The sequence below is a fragment of the Marinobacterium sedimentorum genome (assembly GCF_024267675.1).
GTDB lineage: Bacteria > Pseudomonadota > Gammaproteobacteria > Pseudomonadales > Balneatricaceae > Marinobacterium_A > Marinobacterium_A sedimentorum.
Genome location: NZ_JALDYX010000003.1, coordinates 53,898 through 70,882, shown reverse-complemented (window position 1 = coordinate 70,882; position 16,985 = coordinate 53,898). Strand labels below are relative to the sequence as shown.

At 58.7% G+C, this 16,985-nt stretch carries 14 protein-coding genes; 6 read left to right on the top strand and 8 right to left on the bottom strand.

What is annotated here, in order from left to right:
- Window position 1: 1 nt before the first annotated feature.
- From MRS74_RS04575 to MRS74_RS04540, 8 genes are all read right to left on the bottom strand, one after another.
- Complete coding sequence (locus tag MRS74_RS04575; protein ID WP_254579103.1) at window positions 2–1,222, bottom strand: carboxylate--amine ligase; 1,221 nt, start codon at window positions 1,220–1,222, stop codon at window positions 2–4.
- Between the two features lie 29 nt (window positions 1,223–1,251).
- Window positions 1,252–2,244 (bottom strand): polysaccharide deacetylase family protein, encoded by a 993-nt coding sequence (locus tag MRS74_RS04570; protein ID WP_254579102.1) that lies wholly within the window; start codon window positions 2,242–2,244, stop codon window positions 1,252–1,254.
- Window positions 2,245–2,246: 2 nt separating this feature from the next.
- Window positions 2,247–3,635 (bottom strand): phenylacetate--CoA ligase family protein, encoded by a 1,389-nt coding sequence (locus MRS74_RS04565; RefSeq protein WP_254579101.1) that lies wholly within the window; start codon window positions 3,633–3,635, stop codon window positions 2,247–2,249.
- 3 nt (window positions 3,636–3,638) lie between these two features.
- On the bottom strand, window positions 3,639–4,793 hold the full coding sequence (locus MRS74_RS04560) for a TIGR03088 family PEP-CTERM/XrtA system glycosyltransferase (protein WP_254579100.1): 1,155 nt from the start codon (window positions 4,791–4,793) through the stop codon (window positions 3,639–3,641).
- Between the two features lie 154 nt (window positions 4,794–4,947).
- Window positions 4,948–5,991 (bottom strand): glycosyltransferase family 4 protein, encoded by a 1,044-nt coding sequence (locus MRS74_RS04555; protein WP_368671249.1) that lies wholly within the window; start codon window positions 5,989–5,991, stop codon window positions 4,948–4,950.
- Window positions 5,992–6,040: 49 nt separating this feature from the next.
- A complete protein-coding gene (locus tag MRS74_RS04550; protein ID WP_254579098.1) occupies window positions 6,041–7,264 on the bottom strand; it encodes a TIGR04063 family PEP-CTERM/XrtA system glycosyltransferase in 1,224 nt (407 codons plus the stop codon).
- Window positions 7,261–9,174, bottom strand: coding sequence for an XrtA/PEP-CTERM system amidotransferase (locus MRS74_RS04545; protein WP_254579097.1), 1,914 nt, complete (start codon window positions 9,172–9,174; stop codon window positions 7,261–7,263). Before MRS74_RS04545 ends, MRS74_RS04550 begins: the two co-directional genes overlap by 4 nt.
- Window positions 9,175–9,314: 140 nt before the next feature.
- Window positions 9,315–10,526: a TIGR03087 family PEP-CTERM/XrtA system glycosyltransferase gene (locus MRS74_RS04540; protein WP_254579096.1), complete on the bottom strand. Its 1,212-nt coding sequence runs from the start codon at window positions 10,524–10,526 to the stop codon at window positions 9,315–9,317.
- A gap of 265 nt (window positions 10,527–10,791) precedes the next feature.
- Here MRS74_RS04540 and MRS74_RS24170 point away from each other — a divergent pair, with 265 nt between their 5' ends.
- From MRS74_RS24170 to MRS74_RS04515, 6 genes are all read left to right on the top strand, one after another.
- Window positions 10,792–11,232, top strand: coding sequence for a VanZ family protein (locus tag MRS74_RS24170; protein ID WP_254579095.1), 441 nt, complete (start codon window positions 10,792–10,794; stop codon window positions 11,230–11,232).
- 88 nt (window positions 11,233–11,320) lie between these two features.
- Entirely contained in the window at window positions 11,321–11,530 is a 210-nt protein-coding gene (locus tag MRS74_RS24165; RefSeq protein WP_368671248.1) for a sugar phosphate nucleotidyltransferase, read from the top strand.
- The gene (gene wecB / locus MRS74_RS04530) at window positions 11,514–12,698 is read left to right on the top strand and encodes a non-hydrolyzing UDP-N-acetylglucosamine 2-epimerase (RefSeq protein WP_368671251.1); all 1,185 of its coding nucleotides are present in this window, start codon (window positions 11,514–11,516) and stop codon (window positions 12,696–12,698) included. The genes MRS74_RS24165 and wecB overlap by 17 nt, the downstream gene beginning before the upstream one ends.
- A gap of 37 nt (window positions 12,699–12,735) precedes the next feature.
- Complete coding sequence (gene wecC / locus MRS74_RS04525; protein ID WP_254579094.1) at window positions 12,736–13,998, top strand: UDP-N-acetyl-D-mannosamine dehydrogenase; 1,263 nt, start codon at window positions 12,736–12,738, stop codon at window positions 13,996–13,998.
- Between the two features lie 41 nt (window positions 13,999–14,039).
- Window positions 14,040–15,317 carry a Vi polysaccharide biosynthesis UDP-N-acetylglucosamine C-6 dehydrogenase TviB gene (gene tviB / locus MRS74_RS04520; RefSeq protein WP_254579093.1) on the top strand — a complete coding sequence of 426 codons (1,278 nt, stop codon included), beginning with the start codon at window positions 14,040–14,042 and terminating at the stop codon, window positions 15,315–15,317.
- Between the two features lie 905 nt (window positions 15,318–16,222).
- A complete protein-coding gene (locus MRS74_RS04515) occupies window positions 16,223–16,960 on the top strand; it encodes a PEP-CTERM/exosortase system-associated acyltransferase (protein ID WP_254579092.1) in 738 nt (245 codons plus the stop codon).
- Window positions 16,961–16,985 lie beyond the last annotated feature (25 nt).

Sequence of the window (16,985 nt, the reverse complement as noted above, 5' to 3'; positions counted from 1 at the left end):
CTTAACGGCGCATCAATTTGCGCGCCATGGCGATCCAGTCGGCCAACAAGGGTTTGGGATCTGACAGGCTGAAGATGTAATAGCGCATCCTGGGATTGAAATAGCCGCCGATGAAACAGGCTACCTCTTTGAATGGGCTGAACTTCAGACTTCGGTCCCTTATCTTCTGTGGTTGAAAGATGATGCGAATCAAACGCTTGAGCTCGATCAGGGTATTGCGGCACTGGATGTCATCCCGCACCGGTTCGATTGCCAAGGGCACTTGCCCCAGCCCCAGCACCTGGTAGCTGTACCAGCCGAAGGGCGCATTGGAGTGGTACGCCAGTGGCAGGCTTCCCCAGAACCGTCCATTGATCTCCATCAGCACCGCGCGGTCATTATGTTCATCGTATCGGTATTCCACCATCGCAGGGCCTTCCCAGTCGAGCAGTCGCAGCAAGGCGATGGATTTCTCCTGCAGTGCACGGTGTTGATCAAGCGGGACACCCGCACAGAGTGACGAGAATCCGCCTTCGGGAGGCCATTCGTGGATGCGTCTATGCTGAAAGCGCAACAGGGCCTTACCCCGGTGCATAAAGAAAAACTGGCCCAGGCCGTAACCTGGGCAGTATGCCTGAATCATCGGAAACCGGCCCAGCGGCGCGTAGCGCCCGAGCTGCTCGGCCAGCTCATCGGCGTTTTGGCAGTAGATAATCTTCTCGATCGCGAGCCCGTGGCGCCGGCTGTCCTGCATCACCTCATGGGGGTTGCGCCATTTCAGGATCACCGGGTAGCTGAGCGAAGGGGCAAGGGCGGAAAGCTCCGTCAGATCATCGATGGCGTGGCTTTCGGGCGACAGGATGCCAACCTGGGCCGCAACGCTGGCGGTGCCCTGCTTGTCGAGCACCCTGTCGATGGTCGCCTGACTGGGAATCAGCGGTGTCAGCCCCTCGAGGCGGTCGCGACAGCGATTGAGGAACAGAATATCGGTCTCGGACACGCAGAGCAGGAAGCGGGCGCCCGTGGTCCTGGCGACCCGGTTGAGAAACTCGATCTGCTGTGTTTCATCGCCCCCTGGCCAGAGGAAACCCTCCCGCGCATAGCGTGACCGCAGCCCGATCGAGCCTCTTGAGCGCCCGATAGCGACCACGTAACAGTTTCGGCGGCCCAGCTCCCGTATCAGGGACAGGCCGATCTGGGTATCGGTGCCGAGAATAATGACTTTGTCCTGCGCATCTTTCATAGCGGGGGATATCGAACCTTTAGTGTGGGTCAGTAGGCCCATACCCAATCGTTGATCCGGTTGTGGAGTTTGCGGCCGATACTGAACACCGAGGGGATCTGCACGAACGGCTGCTCCAGCTCCGATTCAAGCCAGGCTGTCCGTTGGTTGGCAAAGTTGACGGCGACAAAATCCTGTTCGTATCGGTTGATGAACTGACACAACTTTTCCAGGCGCCTCTGGTTGACTCGGTTACGTGTCACCCGGGTGTATCTGAAGTCCGATTTCTTGATGAATTCAAACGGATGGGTCAGCAGTATGACCTGCTCAACGCCGGCTCTGCGTGCAGCCCAAAGCAAATGCCGCATCTCCGGCCAGGAGCAACTGGTGATCTGCAGTGACTTCTTGTGGGCGCCAAAGAGGTTGCTGTCCCGGTAGGTAAACACCGGCAGTTCCATGACACCCTGTATTCGCCGCCGGCCTGAGTCCAGTTGCAGCTCCGGCTCGCCAGGTCGGAAAATGCCCAGGGCTATATTGGATGCCATGGGGATGCCAGCTTCGGACATGGCACGATAGACGTTGAGATCGGCGCGCAGGCTCCCAGTGCGCAGCGCGAAGGGGCGGTGCCCGGCCCAGCGCTCATAGATATCGGCGCAGACGGTGATGACGCGCAGTATCTCCTCGTACCTGCGCCCATCACAGTTATCGTGGCGGGGGAACTGCTCGCGGCCCTGGGCAAAGCTCAGCCAGACGGGATGGATATGCATCTGGGTGTCCAGACCGGCTGCCTGCAGCTGCCTCACAACGCTGCGCATTGGTTCGTCGCCGAAGTAGAAGTAGTTGGCGCACTCGACAAAGAAGGTGGCGGTAATCTTGTAGCGGGTAAGGGTGTCGAGAAGGAACTCAAGGCCCTGTCGCTTGTTCCGGTCATGGCCATAGATGACCGGCTCGGCCAAAGGTGCATAACGTTCCGGATCTTGAAAGTGGCCGGCAATGCTGAATTCGGTATCAACCGTGATACAGATCTGTGTCCGTGTCTGCATGGTCAGGGACTCTGTTCGGTTGCGCCGGCGAGGCTAGGGTTTTCGCTGCACCGATTTACAATGTACTTGAACTTGCCATTTTGTTCCACGGTGATGGCGGCAGTGCGCTGAATAGCAATCTCGGCATCGCCGCCGACTACATCGAGAAGTCTCGCCCTGAGGCCAGACTGGTCGGGCTGCGCGCCGTCGCGGCACACCAGCTTGAGTTCAAACTGGCGGGGGCTGTGCTGGATGAATTGGAATTGGGCGACAGCCGCGTCTTCCCGGACAATGTTACCGATGTAGGCGCCGTGAACCGGGGAGCCGTCCGTGGCGCGGAGCAGGTCGTTGGCGCGACCTATCACGTCTGTCAATATGGGCAGCTGGCGTCCACAGGCGCAGGGTTCAGTGGAGAGAATTCCGATATCACCGGTACGGTAACGGATCATCGGGAAGGCTCGGGTGGCCATGTGGGTAACGACGATCTCACCCGATGTTCCAACGGCAACGGGGTTCTGCTGATCATCAAGAATTTCGACGACAATGTCCTCGGCACTGAGGTGCAGGCGTCCTTGCGGGCATTCATGGGCGATAAAGCCTGCATCGCGACTGCCGTAGCCATTCGCTACGGGGGCTTTGAATACGTGCTCTATCAGCTGCCGCTGATGATCGTAGAGCTTTTCCGCCGTGCAAAATATGACCTTGAGGGAGCCGGCGTCATAGCAACGTTTCTGTTGCAGGGCGGCCTCGGCCAGGAGCGACAGAATCGAAGGGTAGCCGTAGATCATGGCGGGGCTATAGGCCTGGAGGCGGTCGAACAGGGCCATGAGTGCATCGCCTCGCAGATGTCTGGCGGGGAACAGGCGCGATCGTATCAGTCGATCACGGATCTGCCTGGCCAGACCCTGAGCACCGAGTTCGATGTCCGAGCCCCAGACAACGGCTTCGGGGTCGCCGATATCCAGGCCCCACCAGCGGGTTGCCCGCCATTTGGCGGCGATATCGTGGCTGATTCGCTCCTTGCCGATGGCGAATTCCAGTGGCTGGCCGCTGGACCCGGAGGTCTTCATAAACCTCACAGGCTGATCGGAACGGGAGAGCAGCTGGTCTCGATTCGCACGGATCAGCTCCTTGGTCAGGCAGGGGATGCGCAAGAGGATCTCCGGCTCGCCAAAGCTGGCAGGCGAGAGTCCGCGGGCTCTGAACTGGTCGGCATAATACGGGTTGATGGCATTCACGTCGGTCAGGAAGTTCTGCAGCCGTGTGTGACAACGGGCCTGCAGCACATCCCGGGTAAACCATTGGCTTTCTTCCAGGGTCTTTCTCAGCCGCACGCTGTCGTGGCCCTTGAGCCTTTCGTGCAGGGGGAACAGGCAATCGGCGACCAGCCGGGTGTAAAGGGCTCGCGTCATGACTCAGGTACGCCCGAGATTATGATCATGGCTTCTGCTCCCGGTCGCCGCAGCTGACTGTTGCTGGTAAAGGTGATGATAGCGCTCGGCCATGGTTGCAAGGCTGAAATGCTGCTCCGCCCGTAAGCGGCTGTTATTACCCTGCATGCGCAGCAATTGCGGGTTCTCGATATACTGCCAAAGCGCCTCGGTAAGCTCTTCGACGTTGTCGTTTGCGGTGATCTGGCCATTGAATCCGGGCTCTACCAGTTCTCTCGCGCCACCAACATCGGTGCTGATGACCGCCAGGCCTGAAGCCATGGACTCGAGAATGGTGTTGGATATTCCTTCAGCGAAGGACGGCTGGACGTAAAGTGACAGGCCGGACATGACTTCTGGAATATTGTCACTGGCGCCGGGCAGGGAAACCCGTTCCTCGATGTTAAGGGATCTGACCTGCGCCACCAGTTGCTGGCGGCAGGGGCCCTCGCCAACGATGATGAGGCGTAACCGGTCGCGGCGATTACCTGCCTTGTGCAGCAACTGTGCGAAGGCCCGAATCAGCAACTGGTGATTCTTGACCCTGGCCAGGCGTCCAATCGAGCCGATGACCCACCTCTCTTCCGTCAGTGGCGCTACTTTTGCAGGGCGCCTGGGCTGAAACCGGCTGATATCGACACCGTTGCAGATGCGTTCGATGCGCTTGGGCGAGATACCCACCCGCCCGGTGAGATAACTTTCGGTTTCAGCCGAAAGGGCGACGTAGCGGCTGATGAGGGGGCTGAACAGTTTACGGATGAGCGCTGGCTTCATGCGGATCTTGGCGTCCTCCGAGTCCCAGCCGTGTTCGCCGTGTATCCGGACAGGCACGCCGGCCAGCCAGGCGATCGCCTGGCACTCGAGGGTATTCAGGTTTCGGGTATGGACGATGTCCGGGCGAAGCTCTCGAAGCAGGCCGTAAAGGCGCTTGAGGTAGCTGATATCCTTACCGGGGGCTTTGTCCAGCGTGTGGATGGAGACGTCGTCGGCCCGAATCCTGCCGAAAAACTCGGGGTTGTAGCCCGACAGGCAGAGAATGGTGTGTCGATAACCGGCGCTGGGAAGACAATTGAGAACATTAACGATGCCGTTTTCCAGGCCACCGATGTCAAACCGGAATACGATATGGCAGATATGCATCGATGCGGTCCATTCTGTCTAGGAGGCTAAAAAGGCTTGCCGGTGTTTAGAGATTAGTCTGGATGATGGCTTTTCGTTGCCAGACCGGCCAATACTTGACTGTCCCCGACGGCCTCCGTCGATGCCGGTTGCTGCACGTCACTATCGAAAGCGTTCATTTTTTCGTCTCAATGACTTGCTGGTAGGTGCTTAACAGGTCCCGTTTCACCGAGTCCCAATGAAATCGACGGCTAAATTCCAGCCCGGTGGATTTCAGTCGGTCCCGCAGATCATCATCTTCGAGTACACGCAGGGTGGCCGCGGCCAGCGCGGCGGGGTCATCCAGGTCCACCAGTAGCGCCGTTTCCCCGTCAGTGACCAGCTGAGGAATGCCGCCGGCACGGGTGGAAACCACGGGCAGGGCGCTGCCAAGGGCTTCGATGATGGAATTGGGCGAGTTATCCACCCGACTGGGGTTGAGCAGAAGATCGGCCTGTCGGTACAGCTCGGCCACCTCCTGAGGCGCCAGCCGGCCGCGGAACTCAACCCGATCATTCACCCCCAGGTCCTCAGCCAGGCGCTGGAGCGCGGCCCGCTCAGGGCCTGAGCCGGCGATTAGCAGCCGAACCCCGGGAAACCGCGCCTGCACGACGGGCAGTGCCTGCAAGGCCAAATCGATGCCATAGATCAGCTCCAGGTTACGGGTAATGAGCAGGACCGGTCCAGGGGAGGCGGGTGAAGCCCTGGGTTTTGCCGGGTCGGCTGGGGTAAAACGGGCCGGGTCCAGCGTATTGGGGATGATGCGTGCCGATAGTTGGTGTCTGGCGAACACCTCGGCAAGAAATGCCGAAGGCACTACACAGGCGCTGGCACGGCGCAGCGTGGGTCTGATCCAGCGCCAGTCGCGGTCGAAGAACGCCGCGGCGTTACCCCCACGGTAGTTGACGACAATTGGCGTCCCTCGCAGGTAAGCGACCCAGATTGCGGGGGTTGCGAACAGGTACCAGGACCATCCCGAGTTGGCCATCAGGTGAACCACGTCGGGGCCTCCAAGCTTGCACCAAAGCACGCGAAGGTAGGACAACAGGCGAAACAGCGCCCGCAGGCCCCGCCAGCGGCCAATCCATGCCGGGCGGTAGGGCGGGTTGACGGCGACCAGTGTGACCTGGGCTCCCTCTTGTTCCAGCAGGCGGCAGAGCTCCGCCGTCTGGCTGGCCATTCCCCCGGCGGGTGGAGGTACCGGGCCTATTACACAGATGCGAAGGGCATCAAACGCCATCAATTGCGCAAGCCCCCGCAACAGCCGCGTAAATGCGTTGGTATCGACCTACGCTTGCGACCCAGTTGCGCTCCTGTTCGACAAACTCGCGCCCTCGAGCCACCAGGCTTTCGTAGGAGGCAGTGTTGAGGAACATCGATTCGATGGCGTTTGCCAGAGCTGCCGGATTGTTGGCGGCGAACAGGTAGCCGTTCTCCCCGTGGGTTATCAGCTCCTTGTGCCCCCCTACGTCGGAGGCCAGTACCGGCTTACCCTGTGCCATGGCTTCCATGGGTTTGAGGGGGGTCACCAGTTCCGTCAGACGCATGGATTTGCGGGGATAGACCAGCGCGTCGAGCACACTGTAATAGCTGGCGACCTGCTGGTGGGGCACTCGCCCTGTAAAGATGATCCGGTCGTTGACGCCCAGGTCACAGGCCAGTTGTTTGAGAAAGGCTTCCTGGGGGCCACCGCCGACCAGAAACACCCGCAGGTTCGGCAGGGCGGCACTTAGCTGGTCGACGGCCTGAATCAAAATATCCAGGCCTTCGTATTCGTAAAAGGAACCGATAAAGCCGATTACAGGCTGGTCATTCAAACCATGCAATTGAAGAATTTCCGCGGACTTTCCGGTCAGCAGCGGAAACTGCTCCAGATCGACTGCGTTGGGAATGGTGGTGATGCGTTGTGCCGGGACTCCCCTGGCGATGATATCTTGCCGAAGACCCTGGCAGATGCAGGTCACAGCATCGGCGCGTTTGAGTACATGGGTTTCAAGCGCTCGGGTGAGGCGGTAGCGTATGCCGCCTTCGGAGCTGGTGCCAAGATTGACGGCGGCGTCCTCCCAGAATGCCCGCACCTCGTAAACCAGTGGCAGGCCGGCTTTTCGCGCGGCCTGCAGGGCGGCAATCCCGTTGAGGGCCGGCGAGTGGGCGTGGATGATATCCGGCCTTTCCCAATCAATAACCTCCGCGATCTTGCGGCTCAATACCGGAATGATGGCCAATTGATTGACAAAGGGTACTGCTTTTAGCCAACCGGGGATGTCTTCACAGCGGTAGAAGTCCAGACCCTCCACCTGCTCTTTTGACGCGGCGGCGCTTCCCTGTTTGGGGCTGGTAAGGTGACAGGTTTGCAGTCCCTGAGCGCGCTGGTTTTCCAGGATTGCACGACTGCGAAACGTATAGCCGCTGTGCAAGGGAATGGAATGGTCAAAAATGTGCAGTATCTTCATGCAGCGGCTACCTGGTCGCCGGTCATCGAGCGCCTGATGCTGGCCTCGAACATCAGCAACGCCCAAAGCGTAACGCTGTGATCGCTCGTTCCGCGGATATGTTCGTCGGCGAGGCGCTCCAGTGTCTTCTGATTAAATATTCCCAGGGTCTGCAGATGCCCCCGCAGAATGCGTTGGCGCAGGGTGTCGGCCAGAGGGCCACGTATCCAGCGGGCGACGGGCACACCAAATCCCATCTTGGGTCTGTAGAGCACGTTGCGCGGCAGGTGTGGTTCCAGCGCGCGCTTGAATATGTGCTTGCCCTCTCTGCGGTGCAGTTTCAGGTGTGCGGGAATGCGGTTGGCCCAGCCCAAAAATTCGTGATCCAGGAGTGGCACCCGCACTTCCAGGCTGTGGGCCATGCTGGCGCGATCTACCTTGGTGAGGATGTCGCCGGGCAGGTAGGTCTTCATATCCAGATACTGGATCAGCGACAGCGGGTCGTCGCCATCGAACTGCTGTTGATAGCCTTCGAACACCTCCAGGGGACGGTAACCGTTCAGTCGCTTGTTGAATTCGGGCGTGAACAGCTGCTTGAATACCGGCTCCGGCGTGAAGGATACACTGTGCAGGTAAGCGGCCAGCGCCTCGCGCTGCAGGGCCTGGAACGTCGACTTGGCACGCAGATACCTGGGCGCCCGGTCCAGTTTGGGGTAGTAGTTGCCCAGCAGGCCGAACACCGGCTGGCGAATCGCCGACGGGACCAGGCCGCGGATACGCTCCTCGAGCAGATGCCAGCGGTAGCGGCGATAGCCCGCGAACAGCTCGTCACCGCCGTCGCCGGACAGGCAAACCGTTACCCGCTTTTTGGCCTGCTCGCAGACCCGGTAGGTCGGGATCGCCGAGCTGTCGGCGTAGGGCTCGTCGTAGAGGCCTGATAGGGTGTCGAGCAGGCCGAAATCGTCCACCGCCACCTGGTGCTCCTGGTGATTGGTCTGGTAGCGCTCGGCCACCTGGCGTGCGAATTCGGTTTCGTTGAAGCTGGGAACATCGAAACCGATGGAACAGGTGTTGACCGGCTGCTGCATCAGCCCGGCCATCAGGGCAACCACGGCACTGGAGTCGACCCCGCCGGAGAGGAAGGCGCCGATCGGTACCTCGGAGATCAGACGGATCCCAACCGCCTCGCGCAGCCGCTCGATCAGCTCCTCATCGAGTTGCCGTTGGTCGCGGACCTGAAAGGGGTCGGCAAAGCTGGCGTCCCAGTACTGCTCGATAGTGGGTTGAGTCTGGCCCCGTTCCAGCAGCAGCGTATGGCCCGGTGGCAGTTTATGGACACCGGCCAAGATCGACTTGGGATCGGGGATGTAGCCAAAGGTGAAGTAGTCGGCAATGGCGCGGGCGTCGAGCTGGCGGTCGAGCTGTGGCAGACACTGCAGTGCCTTTAGCTCGGAGGCAAAGGCCAGCTGGCGGCCATTGATCAGGCTGTAGTAGAGCGGTTTGATTCCCAGCCGGTCGCGGGCGATGAAGAGTTGCTCGCTGTTCTTATCCCAGATGGCAAAGGCGAACATGCCGCGCAGTCTCTTGACGCACGCCTTGCCCCAGACCTTCCAGGCTTGCAGGATGACCTCGGTGTCCGAGTGGGTGCGAAATCCAGCGCCGAGACCTATGAGCTCTTCACGCAGGGATGCAAAGTTGTAGATCTCGCCGTTGAAGACGATGACCGCGTTGTTCTCGACGTTGACCAGCGGCTGCTGGCCGCTGGCGATGTCAATGATGGACAGGCGTCGGTGGGCCAATCCCAGAGGGCCGGCAATATAGGTGTCGCCGGCGTCCGGCCCGCGGTGGATCTGGATGTCGTTCATTTGTTGTAGCTGTCCGGCGTCGACCGGTTGGAAATCCAGATTAAGCAGTCCAGCGATTCCGCACATAAAGGCTCCTTAATCCGAGGCTAGGTGTGAGGCGTGGTCAAGGCCTCGGTATCTTGCCACCCAAGTATCCAGGCCGCCGGTGCCGAAGCGGCTTTGGATATGGGCGATATGGGTGATATCGGTGATAGGGCAGGAGATTTTCATGTTGCGGCGCCTTCCAGCAAGGTCGACAGCGGGCCCAGTGTTTTTTCCCAGCCGAACTGGTTGACCACCCAGGCTCTGTTGGCCGTGTTGTTCCCGGGGTATTGCCGCTCCAGCAGGCGGTTACAGGCGCTGGTGAAGTCGTCGGGTGAGTCGGCGATCTCGAGGCAGAGATCAGAGTGGTGATGAATCCCCTCCATGGCCATGGAGGTGGCCACGATCGGCTTGCCCATGGCCATGGCTTCCAGCACCTTGTTCTGAATGCCTCGAGCAATTTGCAGGGGGGCCACCACCAGTTCTGCGTGGTGCAAATAGGGCCGAACGTCCAGCACACGCCCGGTTACATGGACCCCTGGCAAGCGCTCGAGCGCGCGGGTTTCTGCCGTGGGGCTGCCGCCGACGATATAAAAATTAAGGTCAGGGTACAGTTGTTTTAATCTGGGCCACACCTGCTGACAAAACCAGCCTGTGGCGTCGATATTGGCCCAGTAATCCATAGCCCCGGTAAACACCAGGTAGGGGCTTTGACAGCAGATTTCCGGGGCGTCAAAACCTGCCGACGGATTGAAGTAGCGCGTATCGACGCCGTTTAGCAGGTGGACCACCTTGGACGCCAGGGAGGCGGGAAGCTGGTTGCAGAACAGGCGCGCCTCTTCGTTGGAGACGAACACGCAGGTGTCGAAAATCTGGGCAATTCGATTTTCATAACGGCGCAGAGTACGGTGCTCGCGCAGGTAAACCCACCGGGCGAGGCCGTGTTTTTTATCTGCGTACTGCGCCCATTTGTCGGAATCCACATCCACGAAATCGATCACGCGTTTCAGGTGGGAGAAACGCTTCCCTTCCAGGTACTGCGCCATCGATGAGGAGAACACCAGCGCGCGCCGGATGGCGTGCTGCTCGATCGTTCGAGTGACCCACTGCTGCATCTGTGAAGTTCGATAGTAGGGAAGGGTGATCGGCTTGCCGCGGGTCAAGGCTTCAAGTCCCTTGAAATAGCGCGAAGACTTTTTGAGCGGTACGCAGTTAACAGATTCGCAGAACGGTAGCAGTTTATCGGCGTGCTCCCAGTCCAGAGGGTCATCGACGAAACAGCCGAGATGCACCTTGTACTGCCTGGCAAGCGCCTGCAGCAGATGATAGGAGCGGATCTTATCGCCCTTGTTGGGTGGATAAGGAATGCGGTGGACCAGAAAGACAATATGCTCCATTTCCCCTGATTCCTTAGCCCGATGCCTGACTCTTATTTCTCTAGTGCTGGAGTTTGTGCCGCCAGCGGTGTGGAGCCCGCATTCTCCTGTTTACGTGAGTTACGCGAAGGTCAGACCGGCAGTGTACTGTGCCGCCAACGCTTGGTTGCGCGGCACGAATCAGTCTAGGCTATGGACTGCCTGCGTGCAAAAATGCAGTTGTCCCGCCATGCTTAGACGAGGTCGGGCAAGATTCGGGGTAACCTGTACAACAGGGAGTTTCTGTGTGGACATCAATTTCAAAAGATCGATGCAAAACAGCTCCCGACAGCGGCGGGTACATTGCGCCGGGGCCCTGATTGCTGCGCTGGCCTACATGGCGCTGCTTCATCGGTTGTCGTCGATTCCGGGCAAGGTGGAATCGCCAGGGGCTGTAGATCTTGTCTACTTTGCCTTGACGCCTGCGATTCAGAACCTGCTACATATCCCTGCTTTCGCGGTGTTGGCAGTACTTTGGCGCCATGCGCTGCCGAAAACGGCCGGGGGGGCCGTCGCGGTGCTGCTGCTGACGGGCGGGTATGGGGCTTACGATGAGTGGTTCCAGCTGGGGATTCCCGGGCGTTATGGCAGCCTGGCCGATTGGGCGCTGGACCTGTTTGGTGCACTGCTGGGAATCGCACTCTACCGTTACCTGTTCGTGCGCGCGCAAAGCCCCGGCCATGGATAATGGCCTAATACTTTGTTGACTCCTGAACCGTCGCCTATGCTTTGCTTCAGGCCTGAGTTCCATGCCGATAGTCAATGAAGGATAGAATATGGTACCCGTCATTTTCCCCGGCGGATCCGGAGCCCGGCTTTGGCCGCTTTCCAGCAAGCAGTACTCCAAGCAACTTTCCCCCGCTACGACTGGCCAAGCCAGACAGGCTGCTAGCATCAATAGTCCTGCGACAGACCGCCGAGAAAACGCCGACAATCGTCAAATAGCCTCTACAGGAGGTCGTCGCGGTGATAAAAGATCCGATTAAGATACTGCTGGTGTTTGGTACCCGCCCTGAAGCGATCAAGATGGCGCCGGTGGTGCAGGCACTGCAAGCGGACGCACGGTTTGAGGCCAGGGTTTGCGTTACCGCCCAGCACCGGCAGATGCTGGATCAGGTCCTGGCGCTGTTCCAGATTATTCCGGATTATGACCTGAATATCATGCAACCCGGGCAGAGCCTGACCGAAGTGACCTGCGCCGTGCTGAGTGGCTTAGACCCCGTGTTACAGGCCTTTGGGCCGGCCAGGGTCCTGGTGCATGGTGATACGACCACGACGCTGGCCACCAGCCTGGCCGCCTACTATCGACAGATTCCCGTCGGGCATGTCGAAGCCGGGCTGCGCACCGGTGACCTTTACTCGCCCTGGCCGGAAGAAGCGAATCGCAAGCTGACCGGCGCCCTTAGCGACCTGCATTTCGCGCCCACCGAGATGGCCCAGGCCAATCTGCTGCGAGAAGGCATAGCACAGACCCGTATCAGGGTCACCGGCAATACCGTGATAGACGCGCTGCTCGCTGTCCAGCGGAAACTCAGGCGAGATGCACAGTTACGGGTGCAGATACAACAGCAGTTCCCTTTTCTAAACCCGGCTGAGAGTGACGGTGACGGAGGCCCTGATGGTAAAAGAATCATCCTGGTGACCGGTCATCGCCGGGAAAGCTTCGGTGGGGGATTTGAACGAATCTGTAGTGCGCTGGGCGAGCTGGCAGGCCGTGATGATGTCGAGATTGTCTATCCGGTACACCTGAATCCTCAGGTGCGGGAACCGGTGTATCGCCTTCTGAGCGGCAAGAAGAATGTCCACCTGATCGAGCCCCTCGAGTACCTGCCCTTTGTTTTCCTGATGAGTCGGGCCCATATCATTTTGACCGACTCTGGTGGGGTTCAGGAAGAAGCGCCGTCACTGGGCAAGCCGGTGCTGGTGATGCGCGACACAACTGAAAGACCGGAAGCGGTCAACGCCGGGACGGTCAGGCTGGTCGGCACCGACATTGACCGGATCATGACCGAAACCTGCACGCTGCTCGATGATGAGCACGCCTACCGGGCGATGAGTTTCGCCCATAACCCCTACGGGGATGGGAAAGCCAGTGAACGTATTTGCCAGACGATCGTCGATGCTCACGGCCAAACGCTAAAAAGCTCGCTTTGATGGGGTCTGTATACCTTTAACCTGAAGAGGCATCGTGATGAGCAACGAAGCAGATGAGACATTTAACACTGTATCTGTGGTGGGGCTGGGCTATATAGGCCTGCCGACAGCGGCCGTTCTGGCGTCGCGAGGACTTCAGGTGATCGGCATCGACGTTTCCGAGCATGCCATAGAGACCATCAATGCCGGTAAAATCCACATTGTCGAGCCGGATCTGGATATCGTTGTCCGTAGCGTGGTCTCGACCGGTAATCTCAAGGCCACGCTGGTGCCGCAAGCGGCCGAGGCTTTTATTATCGCCGTACCCACGCCCTTTACAGAGGGCCATCAACCGGACCTCAGCTTCATCAAAGCCGCCGCTGAAACCATTGCTCCGGTTTTGCAACCCGGCAACCTGGTGATCCTCGAATCGACCTCCCCGGTTGGCACCACGGAGCAGCTGGCCGGCTGGTTGGCGCACTGTCGGGAAGACCTCTCCTTTCCCCAGCAGCAGGGTGAAAAGGCCGATATCAATATTGCCCATTGTCCGGAGCGGGTTTTGCCCGGGAGGGTGCTGCAGGAGCTGGTCGCGAACGATCGTATTATTGGCGGCATGACTCCCCGCTGCGCAGCACGTGCGGCGGCGCTCTATAAAATTTTCGTGCGGGGGGAGTGTCTGCTCACCCATGCCCGTACCGCCGAAATGGCCAAGCTGACGGAAAATGCCTACCGGGATGTGAATATCGGTTTTGCTAACGAACTGTCTATTATTTGCGACAGGCTCAAGATCAATGTCTGGGAGCTGATCAGGCTCTCGAACCGCCACCCTCGGGTCAACATACTCAATCCCGGTCCCGGGGTGGGGGGACACTGCATTGCGGTGGATCCCTGGTTTATCGTCAGTGCGGCACCGGAGGAAGCGCGCCTGATTCGCACGGCCAGAGAGGTCAATGATGGCAAACCGAATTATGTGATCAACAAGGCACTCAAGGCCGCCAGCCAGTTCAAGCAGCCAGTGATCGGCTGTTTCGGCCTTTCTTTCAAGCCCGATATCGATGATCTTCGGGAAAGCCCTGCACTCTCGATTACTCTGGCGCTGGTCAATGCAAAGGTGGCAGAAATTCTGGTCGTGGAGCCCAATGTTGATCAGCTGCCGGACGCCTTGAGCAGGCGGGAAGTTGCAAAGGTCCACCATAATGAAGCGCTGGAGCGCGCCAATATTATCCTGCTGCTGGTGGCGCACAAGGAGTTTAATGGAATGTCCCGTGACTTTCTGAACGAGAAGGTGGTGATCGATGTTGCCGGGGTACTCAGTCATTGAGTAATGCGGTCGAGTGATTTTGACGAGCGAGGGTATGGGCCGTGAACAGGATTGAAGACGTGAAGGTGGCGGTAATAGGACTGGGTTATGTAGGGTTGCCCCTGGCGGCAGCGTTTGCCAAAAAGTTCGACGTGGTGGGGTTCGATATTGATGCCGAGCGTATCAATGCGTTGAAGGATCAGATCGACAGCACGCTTGAAATGAGCGTCGAGGAACTGGGTGCCTTGCCGGCTCTGAGTTTTAGTTCGGATCCTGAGGATATCAGGAGCTGCCAGGTCTATATCGTCACTGTACCGACGCCGATAGACCGTCACAAAAGGCCCGATCTCGGGCCGCTGCAGCGCGCCAGCGAGTTGTTAAGTGGGCTGATCAAGCAGGGGGATGTGGTGATCTATGAGTCCACGGTTTACCCGGGGGCCACCGAAGAGGTCTGCGTTCCCCTGCTTGAGGAGGGCTCAGGGTTCAAGCTGAACGAGGGCTTTTTTGTTGGCTACAGCCCCGAGCGCATCAACCCCGGGGACAAGGACCACAGGGTCGCGGATATTCTAAAGGTGACTTCCGGGTCTACCGACGAAATCGCCGAGTTTATCGATAGCCTCTATAAAAATGTCATTGCGGCGGGGACCTATAAAGCGAGCAGTATCCGCGTCGCCGAGGCTGCCAAGGCGATCGAGAATACCCAGCGCGATATCAATATAGCGCTGATCAATGAGCTCGCGATGATTTTCAAACGCCTGGATATCGACACCGAAGAGGTGCTGCGGGCGGCGGGTACCAAATGGAATTTCCTGCCCTTCAGGCCCGGGCTGGTCGGTGGTCACTGCATCGGGGTGGATCCCTACTATTTGACCCACAAGGCTCAGGAGGTGGGGTACCACCCTGAGATGATCCTGGCCGGCCGTCGCATCAACGATGCCATGGGCCGCTATGTGGCCGGCGAACTGGTGAAGGGAATGCTGAAACGGGGCATTAAGGTGACCGGTGGCCGGGTGCTGGTGATGGGGCTGACGTTCAAGGAAAATTGCCCGGATATCCGGAACACCAAAGTGGTTGATATCCTCGCCGAGCTTGAGACCTACGGCGTCCGTGCGGACGTCTACGATCCCTGGGTGGATGCCCAGGAGACGCAACGCGCCTACGGTATCAGTCCGTTGCAGGAACTCGAGACGGGCGTTTACGACGGCATCATCCTGGCCGTGGCCCATGAGCAGTTCGTCGAAATGGGGGCCGCACGGATACGCGCGCTGGGGAAATCCGCACATATGCTATACGATCTCAAGTATGTGTTGTCGTCGGCCGACTCTGACCTGCGATTGTGAGGCGCGGATGCAAGCGGTGAATTGCAGCCCTGGCGCTCGAAGCCCCGTTGCTTCTGTGACTGCGATCCTGCCTAGTGTACTGCTTCGCTCTTAGAGGCGCTTTTAGCGAGTCGCCAGGAGGTTGGCCGCACGGCGCATTTTCGAAGCCATAGTGGGCCTATTTCGAGGAAATGCAACACAGTGGACGGCCTCCTGGCGGCTCGCCCGCAGGGAGCACGCCAATTCGCGCCCTGCTGCGTTGCCGCTCTTGGCAAGAGCCCCACTATTACCTGCGAACGGCGCCTTGCCGGACACGAATTGGCGGGCTCTATAAGCACCCATTAGGGCGAAGCAGTACACTAGCACCAGGCAAAAAACAGTATCCCGCGACCGCGACGCGGTGCCGCTGCTATAGCCATGTGGTCGGTTATGGAATTAAATTGAATAGCCGGCTCCCTCGTCTCCAGTAGCATCGAATGGGTCTTCCGGGTTCCAGGTCGTCTTTGGCGACCTTGCAAGCGCACTGCGCCGGGAATCGAATCGGGAGAGCAAGGCCTGTGTGCGCTGCGCGCCTTGAGGAGACAGCCGTGGTTTCGAGGCGATATGTGTCAGGAATCTTTACGACTGCACTTATGCCGGTCTCATGCATGCTTTGTAACCATTTGAAATTTTTGTGGAAGTCAAAAAGACGCACATTTTTTGCCTGAGTAAGTAATGGTTGTGTCTCTTGATCCCGCTGGGGAATACTTAGAAGAATTATCGTGCAAGGTGCCGTGGCTACACCTCCGGACGCCGGCCTGGCTTGAAGCGTGCTGCAATTGAGTTAACGGTCGTTTTCTCAGATCGCTTCATTGTCGGGCTTGGGGTCGCTAAACGGCGGCGGATCCAGCTGATCATGATGGGTTATGCACAACAGCGGAGGGTCGATGCAAGAAATCGTGAGTAACTTCAAAAAGTATTTCAGCGTTCGGCTGGCAGATACCCAAGCGTTGCGTCGAGAAGCGTTCAGAATTCGCTATGAAGTCTATTGTGACGAGCTGGGGTTCGAGGACAAGAACGCGTTTCCAGACGGCCTGGAGCAGGATGCGTTCGATGCCAGCTCTGACCACCTGCTGTTGGTGCACAACAGTACCCAGGCTTTTGCCGGTACAGTGCGTTTCGCGCATACCTCTGTATCGGACCCTACGCAGCTACTACCGTTGGAAAAGTACTGTAGCCACGCCTTTGATCCTGCTCTGTTCGATCTGAAGGCTCAGGCGCGTGGCTCCATTGCCGAAGCTTCACGGTTGGCGGTTCCCGCCCGCTACCGGCGCCGTAGCGGGGAATTGGGCAGGCCCTTTATCTTTGACGGGGTGAGGACGGACATATCTGATCAGGCACGGAATTTCCCCTATATTGCCGTCGGGCTCTACCTGGCGGCTGCGGCGCTCTTCGTGCAGCAGAACTACCGCTATGTACTGGTGATGATGGAGCCCAAACTCGCCAGGGCACTGACCCGGATTGGCATTCAATTTCAGCAGGCAGGAGAACCGATTGATTACCACGGTCAGAGGGCCCCTTTCTATATATCCCCTGAAATACTGCTGTCGAACATGATTGCCCCTATTCGGGAAATGTTCGATGCAATATACCTCCAGCTGGAGGAGCAGCAGTCCAGCCCATGAGTGAGGATGGAGCGTCGAACACTAA